Genomic DNA, 17,860 nt, shown 5'->3' with positions numbered 1-17,860 from the left:
ACATTCATTACGAAAACAGCGTCTATAAAATGTACAAAAATCTCCTGACAAGATGTTGTCAGGGGATTTTTTTGTTAATATATAAGAAGGTATAAATCTCGACTTTGAGAATTGTCTAGCTCCAGGCGCCAACGGCTCGAGTGAAAAAGATAATACGCTTTTTCCTTGGTCATAAGCCAATCCGTCGAGAAGGTTAAAGAACAACCTTCTCGACGGCTCGTCTTATGCTTGTCGCCGTTAGGCGGGCGCCTTGCGCTTTTCTTATAGTTAACATAAATAGAGTCGTGTAGGTGGGGAAATCAAGATGAATGACACAATTAAAAATAAATTAGCGCTACTCCCTGATCAGCCTGGATGCTACTTGATGAAGGACAGACAAGGAACAATTATTTATGTAGGAAAAGCGAAGGTATTGAAAAATCGTGTGCGCTCCTACTTTACTGGTTCTCATGATGGAAAGACACAAAGACTAGTAAGTGAAATCGAAGACTTCGAATATATTGTCACTTCTTCTAATATTGAAGCACTGCTTTTAGAGCTTAATCTGATAAAAAAGCATGATCCGAAATACAATGTTATGTTGAAGGATGATAAAACGTATCCATTTATAAAATTGACGGCAGAACGGCACCCACGTCTCATCACGACACGAAAAGTGAAAAAGGATAAAGGGAAGTACTTCGGTCCTTATCCAAACGTTGGGGCAGCCAATGAAACAAAGAAATTATTAGACCGAATTTATCCTTTAAGAAAGTGTTCCACTCTTCCTGACCGAGTATGTCTTTATTACCATTTGGGGCAATGCTTGGCTCCATGTGTGAATGAAGTCCCAGAAGCAACCTATCAGGAAATGGTGGAGGAAATTACGAAATTCTTGAATGGTGGCTATAAAGAAATCAAAAATGATTTGACAGAAAAAATGCTGAAAGCTTCTGAAGAGTTGGATTTTGAAAGAGCGAAAGAGTTTCGCGATCAGATTGCTCATATTGAGTCAACGATGGAAAAGCAAAAGATGACATCTACTGACTTCACAGACCGAGATGTATTTGCCTATGCTGTGGACAAAGGCTGGATGTGTGTACAGGTCTTTTTCGTGAGACAAGGAAAGTTGATTGAGCGAGATGTATCCATGTTCCCGATTTATAGTGAGCCCGAAGAGGAGTTTTTAACATTTCTCGGACGCTTCTACGATCAAGCAAGCCATTTTAAGCCAAAAGAAATTCTTTTACCAGAGAAGGTGGATGAGCAACTTGCAAGTGCACTTCTAAATGTTAAAATCATTCAACCAAAGAGGGGCCAAAAGAAGGATTTATTGATGCTAGCGAAAAAAAATGCAAAGATTGCCCTAAAGGAAAAATTCTCGCTTGTTGAACGTGATGAACAAAGAACGATCAAGGCTGTAGAACAGTTAGGAGCTCAACTAGGCATTGCCACGCCTCATCGTATTGAGGCATTTGACAATTCGAATATTCAAGGGACGGACCCTGTTTCTGCGATGGTTGTGTTTATTGATGGGAAGCCATCAAAGCGCGACTATCGAAAATATAAAATCAAGACGGTAACGGGACCAGATGATTATGATTCGATGCGTGAAGTTGTTCGCAGACGCTATTCAAGAGCATTAAAGGAAGCTCTTCCCCTTCCAGATCTCATAATGATCGATGGAGGAAAAGGACATGTGGAGGCTGTTCGAGACGTACTTGAAAACGAATTAGGTCTTGATATTCCTCTTTCAGGATTAGTGAAGGATGATAAGCATCGCACATCTCAGCTTTTATTCGGAAATCCTCTTGAAATGATTCCATTAGCAAGGAATAGTCAGGAGTTTTATCTGCTTCAACGAATTCAGGATGAAGTCCATCGCTTTGCGATTACATTCCATCGTCAGCTGCGAGGAAAGACTGCTTTTCAATCCATTTTGGATGACATTCCAGGAATCGGTGAGAAGCGAAAGAAACAGCTTTTAAAAGCTTTCGGCTCGGTCAAAAAAATGAAAGAGGCGACTCTTCAAGAATTTCGGGATTTAGGAATACCACCGAATACAGCCGAGTTATTGTTTAGAAAATTGCAAGAATAGCATTGTTTTCAAAAAATGGCTATGCTATAATGAGAACAATTTCATAACGCTATCACTTTATTTTGTTAAAGTGAAGATAGAGGTGCGGACATTAAGAGTAAAAGCTCGGAGAAAGATGAGTTTCTGCGAGGGGCTTTGAAAGGGATGAACCGCCGAAGTGAGGGAAGACTCATATCTTCCTTAGCTGGTTCTGTATTGAATAAATGCAGGATTGTCAAGATGTTATGTCTTGGAGAGCTATCTTTTGGTGCGCACGTATTAATATTTTTTTACGTTATATAACGCAGCAATGAGATAGAATCTCATTGCTTTTTTTATTGTCTTTTAAGTAAAGACTATGAGAAAAGCAAAAAAGATTCTTGGGGAAGAAGAAAGAAGGGACAAAAGTGGGATTAATCGTACAAAAATTTGGTGGTACTTCAGTAGGAAGTCCAGAAAGAATCATGAATGTCGCAAATCGTGTCATTGAAGAAAAGCAAAGGGGTAACAACGTAGTAGTAGTCGTTTCAGCAATGGGAAAAACTACGGACCAGCTTGTTTCTTTAGCACAAGAAATCTCAAAGCAACCTAGTAAAAGGGAAATGGATATGCTTCTTACGACAGGAGAGCAAATTACGATTTCCTTATTAACGATGGCATTACATACAAAAGGGTTTGATGCAGTCTCGTTCACAGGTTGGCAAGCAGGTATAGAAACGGAGCCCGTTTTTGGAAATGCACGCATTCTTAATATTGATACAAGCAGAATCAATAAAGAGCTTGATGAAGGTAAAATTGTTGTTGTCGCCGGTTTCCAAGGAGCGACAATTGATGGTGAGATTGTGACACTTGGACGTGGGGGCTCCGATACAACAGCCGTTGCTCTTGCAGCTGCATTAAAAGGGGATAAATGTGATATTTATACCGATGTTACAGGCGTATTCACAACGGATCCTCGATATGTGAAGGATGCAAGAAAATTATTGTCCATTTCATATGACGAAATGCTTGAATTAGCTAATCTAGGGGCTGGCGTACTTCATCCACGAGCTGTTGAATTTGCAAAAAATTATCAAGTCCCACTAGAGGTTCGCTCAAGTATGGAAAAAGAATCAGGAACGATCATTGAGGAGGAAAGCAGAATGGAACAAAATTTAGTCGTCAGAGGAGTTGCTTTTGAAGATGAAATCACGAAAGTAACCGTATTAGGACTTTCAAATACATTAAAGAGCCTGTCTACGATTTTTACAACATTGGCTAAACATCATATTAATGTGGATATCATTATTCAAAGTACAACAAATAAGAATACAACTGACGTTTCTTTTTCCATTCAATCACAGGACATTAAGGATACGCTTCAAGTCTTTGTTGACCATAAAGAGGTACTCCAATACGAAAATATTCAGTTTGAGGAAGAATTAGCGAAAGTTTCCATCGTAGGCTCAGGCATGGTTTCAAATCCAGGAGTGGCCGCTACGATGTTTGAAGTATTAGCAGCGAATGATATCGAAGTGAAAATGGTTAGTACATCTGAAATCAAGGTCTCAACTGTAGTTGAAGAAAAAAATATGCTAAAGGCTGTAGAAGCCCTACATCAAGCTTTTGAATTAGCAGGTACAGTTGTGAAGCAATAGGTCAAAAAAATAGCCAAACGCGTTCGAGCGCATTTGGCTTATTTTTGTGAGAATAAATTTAATCAATCGGGTCCTTACGATCCCATTTGATCGTGAAGATGATTTTTTTCGCACGTTTTTTCGGATGCTCATAACATTCTGCGATTACGTTTTTCTGGAATTCGATTTGCTGGGCGAGAAACCCTGCTTCGAGCTGAAAAGTTGAAGTATCTTTTTTCTGTGATTTTTCTGAAGTAAGGATGCTTGTCAGTTCAACTTCTAATTCATTTTTTGCTTCGTTCGTAATTGTTAAGTGGCCCCATCCTGCTTTTTGGAAAAAATCAACCAGTTCGTTCATGGATTGCAGTGGGAATTTTCGAGCTAGGTCTTTTCCAGCCCAATAAAGGATGGCTGAGGTTTCTTTGCCAAGAATTCCTGGTAAAAGTATTTCACGAATGAGTTCATATCCAAACACTGGAACAGAGTCGGACTCTGTTGGAATGACGATTTCAGAAGTATTTAGTTCGGTCAATATTCTTCCCCTCTTTCTATGATTCTATTATATACAATTTATTCGATTTTACGCGTAAAAAATAAAAAAAGAATAGTTGTACAATTAGTAATAATTGCTATTTTAATATATAGAAAAAAGGGAATAAACAAGGAAAAGTTCATTGTTTGTAATATCAAAAGATTTTGTTTATATAGGGAATTTTGTGTATCCGTTTTCTTGACGCTCTCCATAGTAGAGAGTAAAATGAACATGTCACACAATTGTAAAAAATGTCGAACTATTTTTTACATAGTGAGTATGATTGAAATTCCTATTAAAGGGGAATAGGGAAGAAACGAAAAGCTTCATGGCTTAAATTCAAAAAGGGGGTAAATTCATGGCGAGTAATCGAGAGTTTTTTAATCGCAGATTGCATTCACTACTTGGTGTTATTCCAGTTGGGCTTTTCCTTGTACAGCATCTAGTGGTCAATCATTTTGCTACTGGAGGAGAGGAATCCTTCAACAAAGCTGCACATTTTATGGAATCTTTACCTTTTAGAACTTTCTTAGAAATTTTTGTTATTTTCTTACCATTGTTGTTTCATGCAATTTATGGAATTTATATTGCATTCACAGCAAAAAATAATGTGAGCCGATATAATTTTTTCCGCAACTGGATGTTCTTACTCCAACGTGTAACTGGCGTAATTACACTCATCTTTCTTGCGTGGCATGTATGGGAAACGAGAATTGCTGCCGCTTTTGGTGCCGACGTTAACTTCGATATGATGGAGAGTATTTTGTCTAATCCATTCATGGTTACGTTCTACATAATCGGGGTTGTTTCTGCGATTTTCCATTTTGCGAATGGACTATGGTCCTTTGCAGTGAGCTGGGGGATTACTGTTACTCCGAGATCACAATTGATTTCCACATATGTAACGATGGTAATTTTCATTGCCCTATCAATTGTAGGGATTCGTGCAATATTCGCGTTCGTTTAATAGATTGCTAGAGATATAAGATTGGAGTGATACGCGTGGCTAAAGGAAAAGTTATTGTAGTCGGTGGTGGATTAGCCGGCTTAATGGCAACGATCAAAGCTGCTGAAACAGGAACATCAGTTGAATTATTTTCATTAGTGCCGGTAAAACGTTCTCACTCTGTTTGTGCCCAAGGTGGTATTAATGGAGCAGTAAATACAAAAGGTGAAGGAGACTCACCTTATATTCATTTTGACGATACCATTTATGGTGGAGACTTTTTAGCAAACCAAGCGCCTGTTAAGGCAATGTGTGAAGCTGCGCCTGGAATTATCCATTTATTTGACCGTATGGGTGTAATGTTCAACCGTACTCCAGAAGGATTGCTAGATTTCAGACGTTTTGGAGGTACACAGCATCACCGTACGGCCTTTGCTGGAGCGACAACAGGACAACAGCTTCTATATGCATTAGATGAACAGGTTCGTCGTCATGAGGTTGCTGGGTTAGTTTCAAAATTCGAAGGTTGGGAATTTTTAGGGGTAATCGTTGATGATGAAGGAATTTGTCGTGGAATCATGGCTCAAAACCTTACATCAATGGAAATTAAATCATTCCCTGCAGATGCAGTAATTCTAGCATCTGGTGGCCCAGGAATTATCTTTGGAAAATCTACTAACTCTGTTATTAACACTGGTTCCGCTGCGTCGATTGTATATCAGCAAGGAGCCTATTATGCAAATGGTGAGTTTATTCAAATCCACCCTACAGCGATTCCTGGGGATGACAAGCTTCGTCTAATGAGTGAATCAGCTCGTGGAGAAGGCGGACGAGTTTGGACTTATAAAGATGGGAAGCCTTGGTATTTCTTAGAGGAAAAATATCCAGCGTACGGAAACTTAGTTCCTCGTGATATTGCGACTCGTGAAATTTTTGATGTGTGTGTGAATCAAAAATTAGGTATTAACGGGGAAAACATGGTGTACCTTGATCTTTCTCATAAGGATCCAAAAGAGCTTGATATTAAGCTTGGTGGAATTATTGAAATTTATGAGAAGTTCACTGGTGAGGATCCACGTAAATTACCAATGAAAATCTTCCCAGCTGTTCACTATTCAATGGGTGGTCTATGGGTTGATAATGATCAAATGACGAACATCCCTGGATTATTTGCAGCAGGTGAATGTGATTATTCTCAGCACGGTGCGAACCGTCTCGGAGCAAACTCCTTACTATCTGCTATCTACGGTGGTATGGTTGCTGGTCCAAATGCTGTGAAATATGTGAATGGTCTTGAAAAGAGTGTTGATTCCCTTTCTTCTTCTTTATTTGAGCAGCATGTTCAACAAGAACAAGAGAAATGGAACAACATCATGTCCATGGATGGAACTGAAAATGCTTATGTTCTTCATAAAGAGCTTGGTGAATGGATGACAGACAATGTTACTGTTGTTCGTTACAATGATAAATTATTGAAAACAGACGAGAAATTACAAGAGCTGCTTGAGCGTTATGAAAACATTAATATTCACGACACAGCAAAATGGAGCAACCAAGGGGCTGCGTTCACGCGTCAGCTACAAAACATGCTTCAGTTGGCTCGTGTTATTACGATTGGAGCTTACAATCGTAATGAAAGTCGTGGAGCTCACTACAAGCCAGACTTCCCTGAAAGAAATGATGAGGAATTCTTAAAAACAACAATGGCTAAATTTGTAGATGCTAAACAAGCACCTGCATTCCACTACGAAGAAGTAGACACTTCCTTAATCGCGCCGCGTAAGCGTGATTATTCTAAGAAAAAGGAGGAGAACTAAGCCATGTCTGAAACTAGAACTGTTCGATTTATTATTTCAAGACAAGATTCACCTGAAGCTGAACCATATCAGGAAGAATTTGAAGTACCTTATCGTCCGAATATGAACGTTATTTCTGCATTAATGGAGATTCGTCGTAATCCAGTTAACGCGAAGGGACAAGAAAGTTCTCCAATTACTTGGGATATGAACTGTCTAGAAGAAGTATGTGGAGCTTGTTCCATGGTCATCAACGGAAAGCCACGTCAATCTTGTTCGGCGATTGTTGATCAGCTTGAGCAACCAATTCGCTTAGAGCCAATGCGTACATTCCCTGTTATTAGGGACTTACAAGTGGATAGAAGCCGTATGTTTGATTCCTTGAAAAAGGTAAAGGCTTGGATTCCAATCGATGGTACATACGATTTAGGTCCTGGACCTCGTATGCCGGAGAAAAAACGCCAATGGGCTTATGAGCTTTCAAAATGTATGACTTGTGGTGTTTGTCTAGAAGCGTGTCCAAATGTAAATAGCAACTCCAACTTTATCGGTCCTGCACCGCTTTCACAGGTTCGTCTATTTAACTCTCATCCTACTGGAGAGATGCATAAAGCAGAACGCTTAGATGCTATTATGGGAGACGGTGGACTTGCTAACTGTGGGAACTCACAAAACTGCGTTCAGTCTTGTCCAAAGGGAATTCCTTTGACAACTTCGATTGCAGCATTAAATAGAGACACAGCAATTCAATCATTCAAGAACTTCTTCGGAAGCGATCAAGTTTAATAATTTAATATTGTGGAAAGCTGTCCCGATAGGTCATTTGGTGTCCTTTGGGGCAGCTTTTTTATTTTGCCGGTCAGGATTGGTCATTTTGTGAGGTTCTTGGCGTGCAAATAGGATTTGTCGGTCAGGATGTAGTGTTTTCAGAGGAACATGGCGTGCAAATGGGATTTGTCGGTCAGGATGGAGTGTTCTCGGAGAATCTTGGCGAGCAAATGGGATTTGTCGGTCAGGATGTTGCTTTTTCAGAAGAACATGGCGTGCAAATGGGATTCGTCAGACAGAATAGGGTATTTTCAAAAGATGATGTAGTAAAAGATTTCCAGTGCTAAAATTACCTCCTTCAGAAAGCCACCCTATACAAATCAAACGTATATGTAATGCTACCTAATGCCATCCAACCATCCTAAATTATTCCCAATTATCCGAAAATGTTTTATAATGAATGAATAATCATTCATAAAATCAGGAGGGATTTAGATGAGCAGAATTAGCTATATTGATGATTTAGCCACGTGGCAGAAGGATTTTGATTTTTATTATCCGGTAAGAGTAAGATTTTCTGAGACGGATATGTTTGGACATTTAAACAATACGGTCCCTTTTACATATTATGAAGAGGCGCGGATTGAATTTTTTAAGAGTAAAGGATTCATGGCGGATTGGTTAAATGAAAAAAGCGAAGCCATTATTGTTGTGGCTGACCTGCAATGTGATTTTCTAAAACAAGTATTTTTCGATGAAAGATTAAGGATCTATGTGAAGGCCAATAGTGTTGGAATTTCCTCAGTTGATATCCACTACATGGGAAAAAATGAAAACGGAATATTAGTTTTGTGGGCCGTGGAACGATTGTTCAGATTTCTAAAAAGACGGGTAAGAGTCTTCCATGGACAGAAAATATGAAAAAAGAGTTAAATCTAAAAGAGGGAGCTATTTAGTAAACTCCGCATTCGCACATTTTCTTATAAAACACGAACTCCTTTAAAGGTTTGTAGTCACTCTCATTGAATAATTCACATATGATATCGTGACTAAATATATACCCACCCCGCTGTTCATAGCTGGCGAAGGCAAGGAGGGTTACAATACTTGAAGGAGAATGAATATACTCACAAGCCATTACTCACCAAACGTGAAAGAGAAGTATTTGAGTTATTAGTACAAGATAAAACTACGAAAGAAATCGCTAGTGAACTGTTTATCAGCGAAAAAACGGTTCGGAATCATATTTCGAATGCCATGCAGAAGTTAGGCGTTAAGGGGCGTTCACAAGCCGTTGTAGAGCTCCTTCGAATGGGAGAGCTAGAACTTTAAATGAAAACCGGCAATCCAATTTGGGTGCCGGTTTACACATTTTCGACAGTATCCGACGACCTCGTTCTATTTCTTCTTGAAATTTCAAGGAAAAAGGTAGAAAATAAAAGAAAAATTATGTGATTGGTACGGATTCGGAATAGGGGAGTGGTCATGGGATGGAGCAAGAGAAGACGAAAGAACTGAAAGATTTATCGATTGTTGCGGACATAGAAAAGGATTTAAGATACATATCAGGAATTGTGAAACAAAAAGGAAGAGAAATCCTTAGCAATTATACAATTACGCCTCCTCAGTTTGTCGCGTTACAGTGGCTTTTTGAAGAAGGAGACATGACAATTGGTGAGTTATCGAATAAAATGTATTTAGCCTTTAGCACAACAACTGACCTTGTCGACCGAATGGAACGCAACGAATTAGTGAAGCGTGTAAAGGACCCAAAGGATCGACGTGTCGTCAGGATTCATCTTTTAGCAGAAGGGGAAAGAATTATTGACGAAGTAATTAAGAAGCGTCAAGTTTACCTTCAGGAAGTGCTAAAAAATCACTCTGATGAAGAGGTTGTCACGCTAAAGGACAACTTAATGCGATTACATCAAGATATGCGAGAATGAGGCGAGATGTTTGGAACAACCAATTGGAGTTATTGATTCTGGTGTAGGTGGTCTAACGGTAGCAAAGGAAATCATGCGTCAACTACCGTATGAACGGATTGTGTATTTAGGCGATACAGCAAGATGTCCATATGGCCCCCGCTCCGGTGAAGAAGTAAAAAAGTTTACATGGCAGCTTACAGATTTTTTATTAGATAAGAATATTAAAATGCTTGTTATTGCTTGTAATACAGCTACTGCTGTTGCTCTAGAAGAAATTAAAAGAACTTTACCGATACCCGTAATTGGTGTGATTTACCCAGGAGCGATAACAGCTTTAAAGGTGACAAAGAATTATCATATAGGTGTTATAGGAACCGTGGGTACGATTAAGAGCAATGCATACGAAATTGCCTTAAAATCGATTAATGGCTCAACTAAAGTGAATAGCTTAGCTTGTCCGAAATTTGTACCATTAGTGGAGAGTGGAGATTATGATGGTCCAGTCGCACGGAAAGTTGTGGCAGAAACCCTCATTCCTCTACAAAACAAGGGATTAGATACCCTTATATTAGGTTGTACCCATTACCCACTTTTAGAACCGATCATTAAAGCGACGATGGGAACTGGAATTAATGTCATCAGTTCTGGGGAAGAAACGGCTAGAGAAGTAAGTAGTATCTTAAATTATAAGGGTCTACTTACGAATAATAGTGAGATTCCTGAACATGAATATTTCACAACAGGTTCAAGTCGTATTTTTTCAAAAATCGCTTCGAGCTGGTTAGGGAAAGATATAACTAACGTACAAAAAATTAAAATTGGCAGTAAAAGTCTCCGTTAAGGGGGCTTATTTTTTTTGAAATCATTTGTAAAAATTAAATATTTTCATGCATGTTGTCCATTTTTTTTATCAGTTGCGGTCTAATTTGAAAATAGGGCTCGTATATATGTTAGTACAAACTGTCTTTGGAGGGATATGCATGTCCATTAATAAGAGAACTACTATATTCACATCAGTGATTATTTCATCCGTTCTATTATCTGGCTGTGGATTACTAGGAAGTGAAAAGAAAGAGGAAATAGATCCACCTAAAACGGTAACGTATACGGATGACGGAACAGTTACGGAGGAAAGTGTAGCTGAAGAAGGTGTGGATCAAGAGGTAGCAGAAGAAACAATTGGAACAGAGCTTTATTTGTTTGATAAAAATGGTTATGTGGTACCTCAGACATTGGAGTTGCCAAAAACCGAATCTGTTGCAAAACAAGCGATTGAATATTTAGTCCAAGACGGGCCAGTTTCAGAAATACTTCCAAATGGATTTGCAGCTGTTTTACCTGCTGACACAGAAGTGAATATTAATGTAAAAGATAAGACGGCTACGGTCAATTTCTCGAATGAATTTAAGAATTATAAGCCAGAGGATGAATTGAAAATTTTACAGGCAGTCACTTGGACACTAACTCAATTTGATTCGATCGAGAATGTGAAGCTGCAATTAAATGGTCATGATTTAAATGAAATGCCAGTAGCTGGTACACCAATTGGAGCATCAATTAGTCGAGTAAATGGAATCAATATTGATACTTCAGAGGTTGTTGATATTACGAATACAAAGGCGGCAACAGTTTATTATGTAGCTGGTGATGAAGGGGCTTACTACTATGTTCCTGTCACTCGTCGCGTTGAGGAAAATAATATTGAAGGCCTTGTAGCAGAACTTGTAAAAGGTCCGAGCTATAATTCACCTCTAATCAATGATTTTGCTCATGACGTTCAATTATTAGATGAGCCAAAAATTAAAGATGGTAAGGTTACATTGAATTTCAATGAGTCCATTTACGGCAGCTTTGAAGAAAAAGTTATCTCTGAGCATGTCTTGAACTCACTTGTTCTTTCTCTAACTGAACAGAAGGGCATCGAAAGTGTTGAAGTGATGGTAAATGGAAAAGCAGATCTTGTAAGAGAAAATGGGGAGAAGCTAGCAGAACCAGTGACTCGACCTGAAAATGTCAACACAGGTAGTTTTTAAAAAATCTTTTTTGATATACTATATAAAGGACGAAAGAAAGAGGTTGGCTAAATGCCGCCTCTTCTTTCATTTAAGTTTTTTCGACGCAAGGAGAAAATAACTATCCACTATTTTTTCGACTTAAGGATTACGAGTTCAAAAATACGTCAACGTTAATGCAGAAATTGTGATTAAATCATTGTAAAATAGACTCTAGTGTATGGAGAAGGAGGAAATGACAAATGCGTGCTGATGAAAGACAATCTTTTCAATTGCGACCAATCCAAATTGATACGGATTATTTAATACATCCAGAAGGCTCTGTACTCATTACAGTAGGGAATACGAAAGTAATTTGTACAGCAACGATTGAAGAAAAGGTGCCACCTTTTATGAGAGGGCAAGGAAAAGGGTGGGTAACTGCAGAGTATTCGATGCTACCTCGTGCTACAGGACAAAGAAATATTCGAGAATCTGCTAAAGGGAAAATCACTGGGCGTACAATGGAAATTCAACGTTTAATTGGCCGAGCACTTCGGGCAGTTGTTGATTTAGAGGCGCTTGGAGAAAGAACGGTATGGGTGGATTGTGATGTTATCCAAGCAGATGGAGGAACAAGAACGGCTTCCATTACAGGTGCTTTTGTGGCGATGACGCAAGCCTTACATAAGGTATATAAGGACCGCAAGCTTTCCAAATATCCGGTAAAAGATTTTCTTGCGGCCACAAGTGTTGGAATTTTAGAAGATAATGAGGTTGTATTAGATTTAAATTACATAGAAGATTCACAAGCAAATGTGGATATGAATATTGTTATGACAGGAAATGGCGAGTTCGTAGAGGTGCAAGGAACAGGGGAAGAAGCTACTTTTTCCTACGAGCAATTACAGCAGTTGTTAAAAGCAGCGCAGGAAGGTATTTCTGAACTATTTGAACATCAACGTATCGCGATTGGTGAAGAAGCGGCGGCGAAAATTGAGGAGAAGAAATCGAAATGAAAACAGTAATTATCGCGACAAAAAATAAAGGCAAGGCAAAGGAATTTGAAAGAATGTTCCTGCCTTTAGATTACGAAGTAAAAACACTATTGGATTTTGATGATATCGAGGACATTGAAGAGACAGGTAAGACATTTGAAGAAAATGCACTGCTGAAGGCTGAAGCTGTAAGTAAAATAACCGGACAGGTTGTCATTTCTGACGATTCTGGGTTAATTGTGGATGCTTTGGATGGTGCACCAGGGATTTATTCGGCACGTTATGCAGGTCTTGAAAAAAGTGATCAGGCTAATATGGATAAGGTTTTAAAAGAACTTGAAGAGGTTCCAGATGAAGAGAGAACTGCTCGTTTTTACTGTGCGTTAGCTGTTGCATTTCCAGATGGAGAATCCCTAACGGTACACGGTACATGTGAAGGGATGATTTTAAGAGAGAGAAGAGGTAGTCATGGCTTCGGCTACGACCCAATCTTTTTTGTGAAGGAATTTGGAAAAGCAATGGCTGAGTTAGAACCTGAAGTAAAAAGCCAAATCAGTCATCGTGCTAAGGCTTTAAAAAATCTTGAAAGCATATTGAATTCAAGTAAATTTAGTAAGTAGAAGGTGCGATTTTTATGGCAAAGGTGCTAGTTGTAAGTGATAGTCATGGCTGGCGTGCAGAACTAGAGGAGTTAAAGAAACGCCATGGACGGGAAGTAGAGCTCATGATTCACTGTGGTGATTCAGAGCTTGAAAAAGACGATGAGGAAATTCAAGGATTTACTGTGGTGCGGGGAAACTGTGATTTTACAGGCGATTTTGAAAATGAAATCTTGGCAGAATCCAGTGGTTTTCGTTTTTTCGTCACACATGGGCATCTTTTTGATGTGAAATCTTCGTTGATGAAGCTACTTTATCGTGCTGATGAGGTCAATGCCCAAATTGTTTGCTTTGGACATTCTCACCTATTGGGAGCGGAATTAGTTCGAGGAAAGCTGTTTCTTAACCCAGGTAGCCTTCGTTTGCCAAGAGGAAGACAAGAACGTACTTATGTCATCCTAGATATCCAAGGGAATAAAGTTGAACTTGAGGTTCATGATTTCGATAGCGGGGAAATGGTGGAATTGCGACAAACATTTAATCTTGGGTGATTGTGTGAAATATTCAAGGGGTGTGGAGGCCCCTTGATTTTCACAGTAAAAAAATGAATTTTTCTATTGACTTTTAAATGTTAGCCTAATATAATAAAAAATGTCCTCGAAAAAAGCAAAGTGATTTCGAGTCATCAAACTTTTATGTCCCAGTAGCTCAGCCGGATAGAGCATACGCCTTCTAAGCGTACGGTCGGGAGTTCGAATCTCTCCTGGGACGCCATTTAATTTAATTATGTTCATTTGAGCACCAGGAGGAAACTCTTAAGAATGTTGTTGCACCAACGTTTTTGAGAGTTTTTTTATTTTTATCGCTCCTTTTAGAAACCGTTTAGAAGAGATACGTTTTGAAACTTTTTTACACATTTTTTACACCGCAACCTCCTCAAATATCGCAACAGCTGCTTCTTCATCTTCTTCTCGCAACTCTTTCAGAACATGCGCGTAAGTGCTTAGTGTTGTGTTGATATCTTTATGGCCAGCTCGTTCCGAAACGTATGTGATGGATAACCTTTTATAAAGCAGCACACTGATATGGGTATGACGTAGACCGTGAACGGTAATCTGGTCAATATTTAATTCATTCAGAATGCTCTTCAGAACCTTGTTCACACCGTTATTAGTAATCACTCCGTACTTAGACAAAGTGCTGTGAAATACTAAACCATGTGGCTTGTCAGGTGTCTCTTTAAATAGCTCTTTGAAGATTCGCATAGTGGTCTTATCTACCTTGATTACTCGAACAGATTGCTCGTTTTTCGTAGGTCCGAAACCCTTTTTCATTTTGTTGTTGTAGCCCCAAACTTTATCAACATTAAGTCTGTTCTTTTTGAAATCAAAGTCTGTCCGGGTAAGTCCAACAAGCTCCCCAAATCGTAAGCCTGTAGTTAAACCAAGAAGAATTAAGTAATTCATCATATTCTTAGGATCTAAGTTCTTCAGTAGATATTTTTGCAGTCGTTTGCTTTCGAAAAAATTTAAGTGCTTCTCTTCAGTTTTTTTCGGTTTTTCTCCGGTAAGCTTCACACCTCTCGTGAAATCGACACTAATGAGTCCTTCGTCAATTGCTTCCTTCACACATGCTCTGATATGTGAATTCAATTTCTTTGAAGTTGCTAGCCCGTGAGATTCACCATACTTATTCAAAACAGACTGATATGAGCGTTTTGATATGTCTTGAACATAAGTTCCTGGGAACTCAGCTTTAATCGTTTCCAACGTTGTTAAGTATCGTGCTCGAGTGTTGTCGCTGATACCAGGTTTGAATATGTTGAGCCAGGACTCAAAATACTCTTCGAGTGTTACTTTTCGAACTTTTGTTGGAGCTACTCCTTTGTTCAACTTCTCCTCTATTTCTGTAGCTGCTACTTGAGCCTCCTTCTTTGATTTGAACCCACCTTTACGTATGGGATCTGATTTTCCATTCACCATCCTACTTACTGTATACTGCCAAGATGGTTTCGTCTTCGTTCCGCGGTTTGTAAAACTTGCCAAACTTGCTCCCTCCTTTGGAACGTGTGTTCTGTTTTGAGGTTAAAAAAATATATTAGAATCCCTAAGCAACTTTTGAGGAATGCCGTACTTATTTAAGGCAGTCTCGATGGAATATTGCTCATGTAATTCTTTTTCAAGGAATAGTAGATTTAGGGCAAAAACATTCGCCTCTTGTTCAATCTTTTCAGTCGAGAACAATGTGTGTTTTTTTAGAAAGGGCGTATTAGCATCTGGATGATGGATAGCGTGTCCTAACTCATGAGCACATACAAACTCTTTTTCTTCAGTATCTAGTTTTTCATTTAAATGAATTATTTTGATACGAAAATGCTTGCTGTAATATCCCATTGTGTTGCCAAGTTGTTCATGTACGACCTGAATGCCTAACAACTTGGCCAACTTAAATGGGCAGTTCGTTTGAAATTGACTCACTAATGACCGGACTTTTCTCTCTATATGTTCCATGGCCTGCTGCTCTCCTAATCTCTGTGTTTTTTAGGTGTGAATTTCTGCTTAGCCAAGCGCTTAGCCAAGCGTAAGGAGTTTTCTAGTGAAGAAATAAGTAGTTCCTTATCTTCCTCGTCAAGCCCTTCTAATGTATTCCCATCAAAAGCAGCATATCCATTTTTACCTTCTAGTCCGTCGATCATTTTTTGCAATTCCTTTTGAATGTCCTTCTCATCCTTTTCATTTAGCTGAGGGTTAAAAGGAACAACTTTGTCATTGTTAATACCAAGTAAGTAATCAGCTGTCACCTTAAAATAGTCTGCGATAACTCTAACATTCTCCATTTTAGGGTCTGCGCCATTTTCATATCTGGAAAGCATGCTCTTACTAATATTAGTTTCGTATTTACTATTAAGTTTGTTTGCTAGATCCTCCAAACTAAGATTTCCCCTTAACTCTTTAAGCCTTTCCCCAAACACGTTCATTCTCTGTTCTCTCCTATCCAATATTCCTTGTATGGGAATATTCTACAATGTTTGTTCCTATAATGCAACAATTTGTCAAAAAATAATTCCACAAAAGGAATTTTTGTTGTTGACATGGGAATAAATCTGTTTTATATTTGAGTTGTTCCACAAACGGAACGAACGGAGGTGAAAGATAGTGGACTCAAGAAACAGGCAACCTTATTACAAAGTCAAAGCGTTTCTAGTGGAAAAGAATATTTCGCATAAGGATGTAGCTGAATTACTGGGAGTAAAGCCTAATACCGTAAGCAAAAAGCTGAATGGTTTTGGAGCAGACTTCTCATTAAGTGATGTGAATCTATTGCACTCAAAATACGGCGTACCGATCGCCTATTTTTTTGAACCTATCGTTCCGATAAAGGAACGTAGATTAATTTCATAAGGGAGGTGGCTATTATTCAATGCAACAATTAACAGTCAATTTAACCATCCCGGTACCAGCAGACCAAGTCCTCATATCCAAAGTTGAGCTACAGGAACTGAAAGAACAACAGCTCAAAGGTGTGTATTGGAACATGAAGGACTTGGAGAGTCGTACTAATAAAAAGTCTGAATGGATTAAAGAAAACATTCTTTATCCGTCGAGGTTTCGAAAAAAGCTTGATGTTGATCATGGTGGCTTTGTTTATTATCCAAAATCAAAAGGTCAGACATGGGCGTTCCAAGCCACAAAGATGGCTGATTTTTTGGATAAATACTTTCAACAAATCTTTACCCAGTAAGGAAATTAATTGTTGGTCTTGATAGCTGATAAGACGGTAGCGACGTCAATAGAAAATAGGGAGGAAGATAAATGTATTTCAACAAAAGTTCAAAGGATATTTCTTTGGAAGATGCTAAATATCACTTCTTAAAAGTGAAAAGTGAAATTAAAGACTTGCTTTATGAATTAGGTGACGATTGTGAAAATCTGAGGGTCAATCGAGAAAATTTAGACCAGGAATTTATGAAGGACCAATACAGAATTCTCACTGAATCACTAGAAGACATTTATTACAGACTAGAATATCTAACTAAGCCAGTTGTCGAACAGGGTTACATCAAACATAACGATGCAAAGAGATATGCCCTCCCGAGTGGCACATATTTCACTTCTGGAAGTACTTGCGAAATCTTATATAACGACACGAAATACGACGAGCAATATTGGCTTTACACATCAATTGAACATAATGGTTCCGACTATTACGCAAAGGCTCTAGGTCCAGATGTTTCAATTAATGGGATGATGGTACGCGTTAGAAAATAATTAATTACGAAATACCGAGGTGAATAACCTCACTTTTTTTGGCGAATGTTGCGAAAAATGCTGTGGAAATAACTTGAATGCTGATAACTGCCGTCATCACTAGTTGAAGTGAAAGTTATCCAGTTGTAAATGTTGTCGATTACACACGAAACGTCGAAGGGTGGTGAAAGGATGAAAACAGGGGAAATGCTTGTACTTACTAATCGTTTGAAAGAGATTTTAGAGACTCCTTCTACAGAACTTAAAACGGTTCGTCTAGGAATTTTATTGGACGATGTCGAGGACGCTTATGTGGGAGATGAATACGCAGCTCAACTTTATTCAACGGTTCATGAACACCTGAATTAATCATTCTGTTACTT

21 protein-coding genes, 1 tRNA gene, 1 pseudogene and 1 riboswitch are annotated in these 17,860 nt (G+C 38.7%); of the genes and pseudogenes, 19 read left to right on the top strand and 4 right to left on the bottom strand.

The window, feature by feature from the left end; genetic code table 11:
* Positions 1-304 precede the first annotated feature (304 nt).
* Positions 305-2,077, top strand: coding sequence for an excinuclease ABC subunit UvrC (uvrC, locus tag FA727_RS16515; RefSeq protein WP_136832676.1), 1,773 nt, complete (start codon positions 305-307; stop codon positions 2,075-2,077).
* Positions 2,078-2,146: 69 nt separating this feature from the next.
* A riboswitch (Lysine riboswitch) is annotated at positions 2,147-2,325 on the top strand.
* A gap of 138 nt (positions 2,326-2,463) precedes the next feature.
* Positions 2,464-3,693, top strand: coding sequence for an aspartate kinase (locus tag FA727_RS16510; RefSeq protein WP_136832675.1), 1,230 nt, complete (start codon positions 2,464-2,466; stop codon positions 3,691-3,693).
* 58 nt (positions 3,694-3,751) lie between these two features.
* Here FA727_RS16510 and FA727_RS16505 read toward each other — a convergent pair whose 3' ends face one another.
* Positions 3,752-4,204, bottom strand: coding sequence for a YslB family protein (locus FA727_RS16505; RefSeq protein WP_136832674.1), 453 nt, complete (start codon positions 4,202-4,204; stop codon positions 3,752-3,754).
* Positions 4,205-4,562: 358 nt separating this feature from the next.
* On the opposite strand from FA727_RS16505, the gene FA727_RS16500 reads away from it, so the two are divergent.
* From FA727_RS16500 to FA727_RS16440, 13 genes and pseudogenes are all read left to right on the top strand, one after another.
* The gene (locus FA727_RS16500) at positions 4,563-5,171 is read left to right on the top strand and encodes a succinate dehydrogenase cytochrome b558 subunit (RefSeq protein ID WP_136832673.1); all 609 of its coding nucleotides are present in this window, start codon (positions 4,563-4,565) and stop codon (positions 5,169-5,171) included.
* Positions 5,172-5,206: 35 nt separating this feature from the next.
* Positions 5,207-6,967 (top strand): succinate dehydrogenase flavoprotein subunit, encoded by a 1,761-nt coding sequence (gene sdhA, locus FA727_RS16495; RefSeq protein WP_136832672.1) that lies wholly within the window; start codon positions 5,207-5,209, stop codon positions 6,965-6,967.
* A 3-nt stretch (positions 6,968-6,970) separates the two neighbouring features.
* A complete protein-coding gene (gene sdhB, locus FA727_RS16490) occupies positions 6,971-7,732 on the top strand; it encodes a succinate dehydrogenase iron-sulfur subunit (RefSeq protein WP_126410442.1) in 762 nt (253 codons plus the stop codon).
* Positions 7,733-7,779: 47 nt separating this feature from the next.
* Positions 7,780-8,061, top strand: coding sequence for a hypothetical protein (locus FA727_RS16485; RefSeq protein WP_158318904.1), 282 nt, complete (start codon positions 7,780-7,782; stop codon positions 8,059-8,061).
* A 148-nt stretch (positions 8,062-8,209) separates the two neighbouring features.
* A pseudogene (locus FA727_RS16480) lies at positions 8,210-8,670 on the top strand (acyl-CoA thioesterase).
* A gap of 151 nt (positions 8,671-8,821) precedes the next feature.
* Positions 8,822-9,046, top strand: coding sequence for a spore germination transcription factor GerE (gerE, locus tag FA727_RS16475; protein ID WP_019154738.1), 225 nt, complete (start codon positions 8,822-8,824; stop codon positions 9,044-9,046).
* Positions 9,047-9,204: 158 nt separating this feature from the next.
* Complete coding sequence (locus tag FA727_RS16470) at positions 9,205-9,660, top strand: MarR family winged helix-turn-helix transcriptional regulator (protein ID WP_136832670.1); 456 nt, start codon at positions 9,205-9,207, stop codon at positions 9,658-9,660.
* Between the two features lie 10 nt (positions 9,661-9,670).
* Complete coding sequence (gene racE, locus FA727_RS16465; protein WP_136832669.1) at positions 9,671-10,483, top strand: glutamate racemase; 813 nt, start codon at positions 9,671-9,673, stop codon at positions 10,481-10,483.
* Between the two features lie 139 nt (positions 10,484-10,622).
* Positions 10,623-11,675, top strand: coding sequence for a GerMN domain-containing protein (locus FA727_RS16460; protein ID WP_136832668.1), 1,053 nt, complete (start codon positions 10,623-10,625; stop codon positions 11,673-11,675).
* Positions 11,676-11,896: 221 nt separating this feature from the next.
* On the top strand, positions 11,897-12,652 hold the full coding sequence (gene rph, locus FA727_RS16455) for a ribonuclease PH (protein ID WP_136832667.1): 756 nt from the start codon (positions 11,897-11,899) through the stop codon (positions 12,650-12,652).
* The gene (locus FA727_RS16450; RefSeq protein ID WP_136832666.1) at positions 12,649-13,251 is read left to right on the top strand and encodes an XTP/dITP diphosphatase; all 603 of its coding nucleotides are present in this window, start codon (positions 12,649-12,651) and stop codon (positions 13,249-13,251) included. Before rph ends, FA727_RS16450 begins: the two co-directional genes overlap by 4 nt.
* A 14-nt stretch (positions 13,252-13,265) precedes the next feature.
* The gene (locus FA727_RS16445) at positions 13,266-13,781 is read left to right on the top strand and encodes a metallophosphoesterase family protein (protein WP_136832665.1); all 516 of its coding nucleotides are present in this window, start codon (positions 13,266-13,268) and stop codon (positions 13,779-13,781) included.
* Positions 13,782-13,927: 146 nt separating this feature from the next.
* A tRNA-Arg gene (locus tag FA727_RS16440) sits at positions 13,928-14,004 on the top strand.
* Between the two features lie 146 nt (positions 14,005-14,150).
* On the opposite strand, the gene FA727_RS16435 is transcribed toward FA727_RS16440, so the two are convergent.
* The 3 genes from FA727_RS16435 to FA727_RS16425 are packed head-to-tail and all read right to left on the bottom strand — an operon-like array spanning position 14,151 to position 16,207.
* The gene (locus tag FA727_RS16435) at positions 14,151-15,275 is read right to left on the bottom strand and encodes a site-specific integrase (RefSeq protein WP_136832664.1); all 1,125 of its coding nucleotides are present in this window, start codon (positions 15,273-15,275) and stop codon (positions 14,151-14,153) included.
* 39 nt (positions 15,276-15,314) lie between these two features.
* Positions 15,315-15,740 carry an ImmA/IrrE family metallo-endopeptidase gene (locus FA727_RS16430; protein ID WP_136832663.1) on the bottom strand — a complete coding sequence of 142 codons (426 nt, stop codon included), beginning with the start codon at positions 15,738-15,740 and terminating at the stop codon, positions 15,315-15,317.
* Positions 15,741-15,754: 14 nt separating this feature from the next.
* Positions 15,755-16,207: a helix-turn-helix domain-containing protein gene (locus tag FA727_RS16425; RefSeq protein WP_136832662.1), complete on the bottom strand. Its 453-nt coding sequence runs from the start codon at positions 16,205-16,207 to the stop codon at positions 15,755-15,757.
* A gap of 178 nt (positions 16,208-16,385) precedes the next feature.
* Between FA727_RS16425 and FA727_RS16420 the strand changes: the two genes are divergently transcribed.
* From FA727_RS16420 to FA727_RS24125, 4 genes are all read left to right on the top strand, one after another.
* On the top strand, positions 16,386-16,631 hold the full coding sequence (locus tag FA727_RS16420; RefSeq protein WP_136832661.1) for a helix-turn-helix domain-containing protein: 246 nt from the start codon (positions 16,386-16,388) through the stop codon (positions 16,629-16,631).
* Between the two features lie 19 nt (positions 16,632-16,650).
* A complete protein-coding gene (locus FA727_RS16415) occupies positions 16,651-16,971 on the top strand; it encodes a DUF771 domain-containing protein (protein ID WP_136832660.1) in 321 nt (106 codons plus the stop codon).
* A gap of 71 nt (positions 16,972-17,042) precedes the next feature.
* On the top strand, positions 17,043-17,498 hold the full coding sequence (locus tag FA727_RS16410) for a DUF5348 domain-containing protein (RefSeq protein WP_136832659.1): 456 nt from the start codon (positions 17,043-17,045) through the stop codon (positions 17,496-17,498).
* A 171-nt stretch (positions 17,499-17,669) separates the two neighbouring features.
* Complete coding sequence (locus FA727_RS24125) at positions 17,670-17,846, top strand: hypothetical protein (protein WP_158318903.1); 177 nt, start codon at positions 17,670-17,672, stop codon at positions 17,844-17,846.
* The last annotated feature ends 14 nt before the right edge of the window (positions 17,847-17,860 follow it).

This window comes from Robertmurraya kyonggiensis, from assembly GCF_005116465.1.
Lineage (GTDB): Bacteria > Bacillota > Bacilli > Bacillales > Cytobacillaceae > Robertmurraya > Robertmurraya kyonggiensis.
The sequence above is the reverse complement of the archived record's forward strand: the minus strand, read 5'-3'. Positions and strand labels throughout refer to the sequence as shown.

Coding starts and splice junctions, on each gene's coding strand:
- FA727_RS16500 (WP_136832673.1), top strand. CDS start 4,563: ATGGCGAGTAATCGAGAGTTTTTTAATCGCAGATTGCATTCACTACTT.
- FA727_RS16450 (WP_136832666.1), top strand. CDS start 12,649: ATGAAAACAGTAATTATCGCGACAAAAAATAAAGGCAAGGCAAAGGAA.
- FA727_RS24125 (WP_158318903.1), top strand. CDS start 17,670: ATGAAAACAGGGGAAATGCTTGTACTTACTAATCGTTTGAAAGAGATT.
- FA727_RS16430 (WP_136832663.1), bottom strand. CDS start 15,740: ATGGAACATATAGAGAGAAAAGTCCGGTCATTAGTGAGTCAATTTCAA.
- FA727_RS16460 (WP_136832668.1), top strand. CDS start 10,623: ATGTCCATTAATAAGAGAACTACTATATTCACATCAGTGATTATTTCA.
- FA727_RS16425 (WP_136832662.1), bottom strand. CDS start 16,207: ATGAACGTGTTTGGGGAAAGGCTTAAAGAGTTAAGGGGAAATCTTAGT.
- FA727_RS16415 (WP_136832660.1), top strand. CDS start 16,651: ATGCAACAATTAACAGTCAATTTAACCATCCCGGTACCAGCAGACCAA.
- FA727_RS16470 (WP_136832670.1), top strand. CDS start 9,205: ATGGAGCAAGAGAAGACGAAAGAACTGAAAGATTTATCGATTGTTGCG.
- FA727_RS16445 (WP_136832665.1), top strand. CDS start 13,266: ATGGCAAAGGTGCTAGTTGTAAGTGATAGTCATGGCTGGCGTGCAGAA.
- uvrC (WP_136832676.1), top strand. CDS start 305: ATGAATGACACAATTAAAAATAAATTAGCGCTACTCCCTGATCAGCCT.
- FA727_RS16410 (WP_136832659.1), top strand. CDS start 17,043: ATGTATTTCAACAAAAGTTCAAAGGATATTTCTTTGGAAGATGCTAAA.
- sdhB (WP_126410442.1), top strand. CDS start 6,971: ATGTCTGAAACTAGAACTGTTCGATTTATTATTTCAAGACAAGATTCA.
- rph (WP_136832667.1), top strand. CDS start 11,897: ATGCGTGCTGATGAAAGACAATCTTTTCAATTGCGACCAATCCAAATT.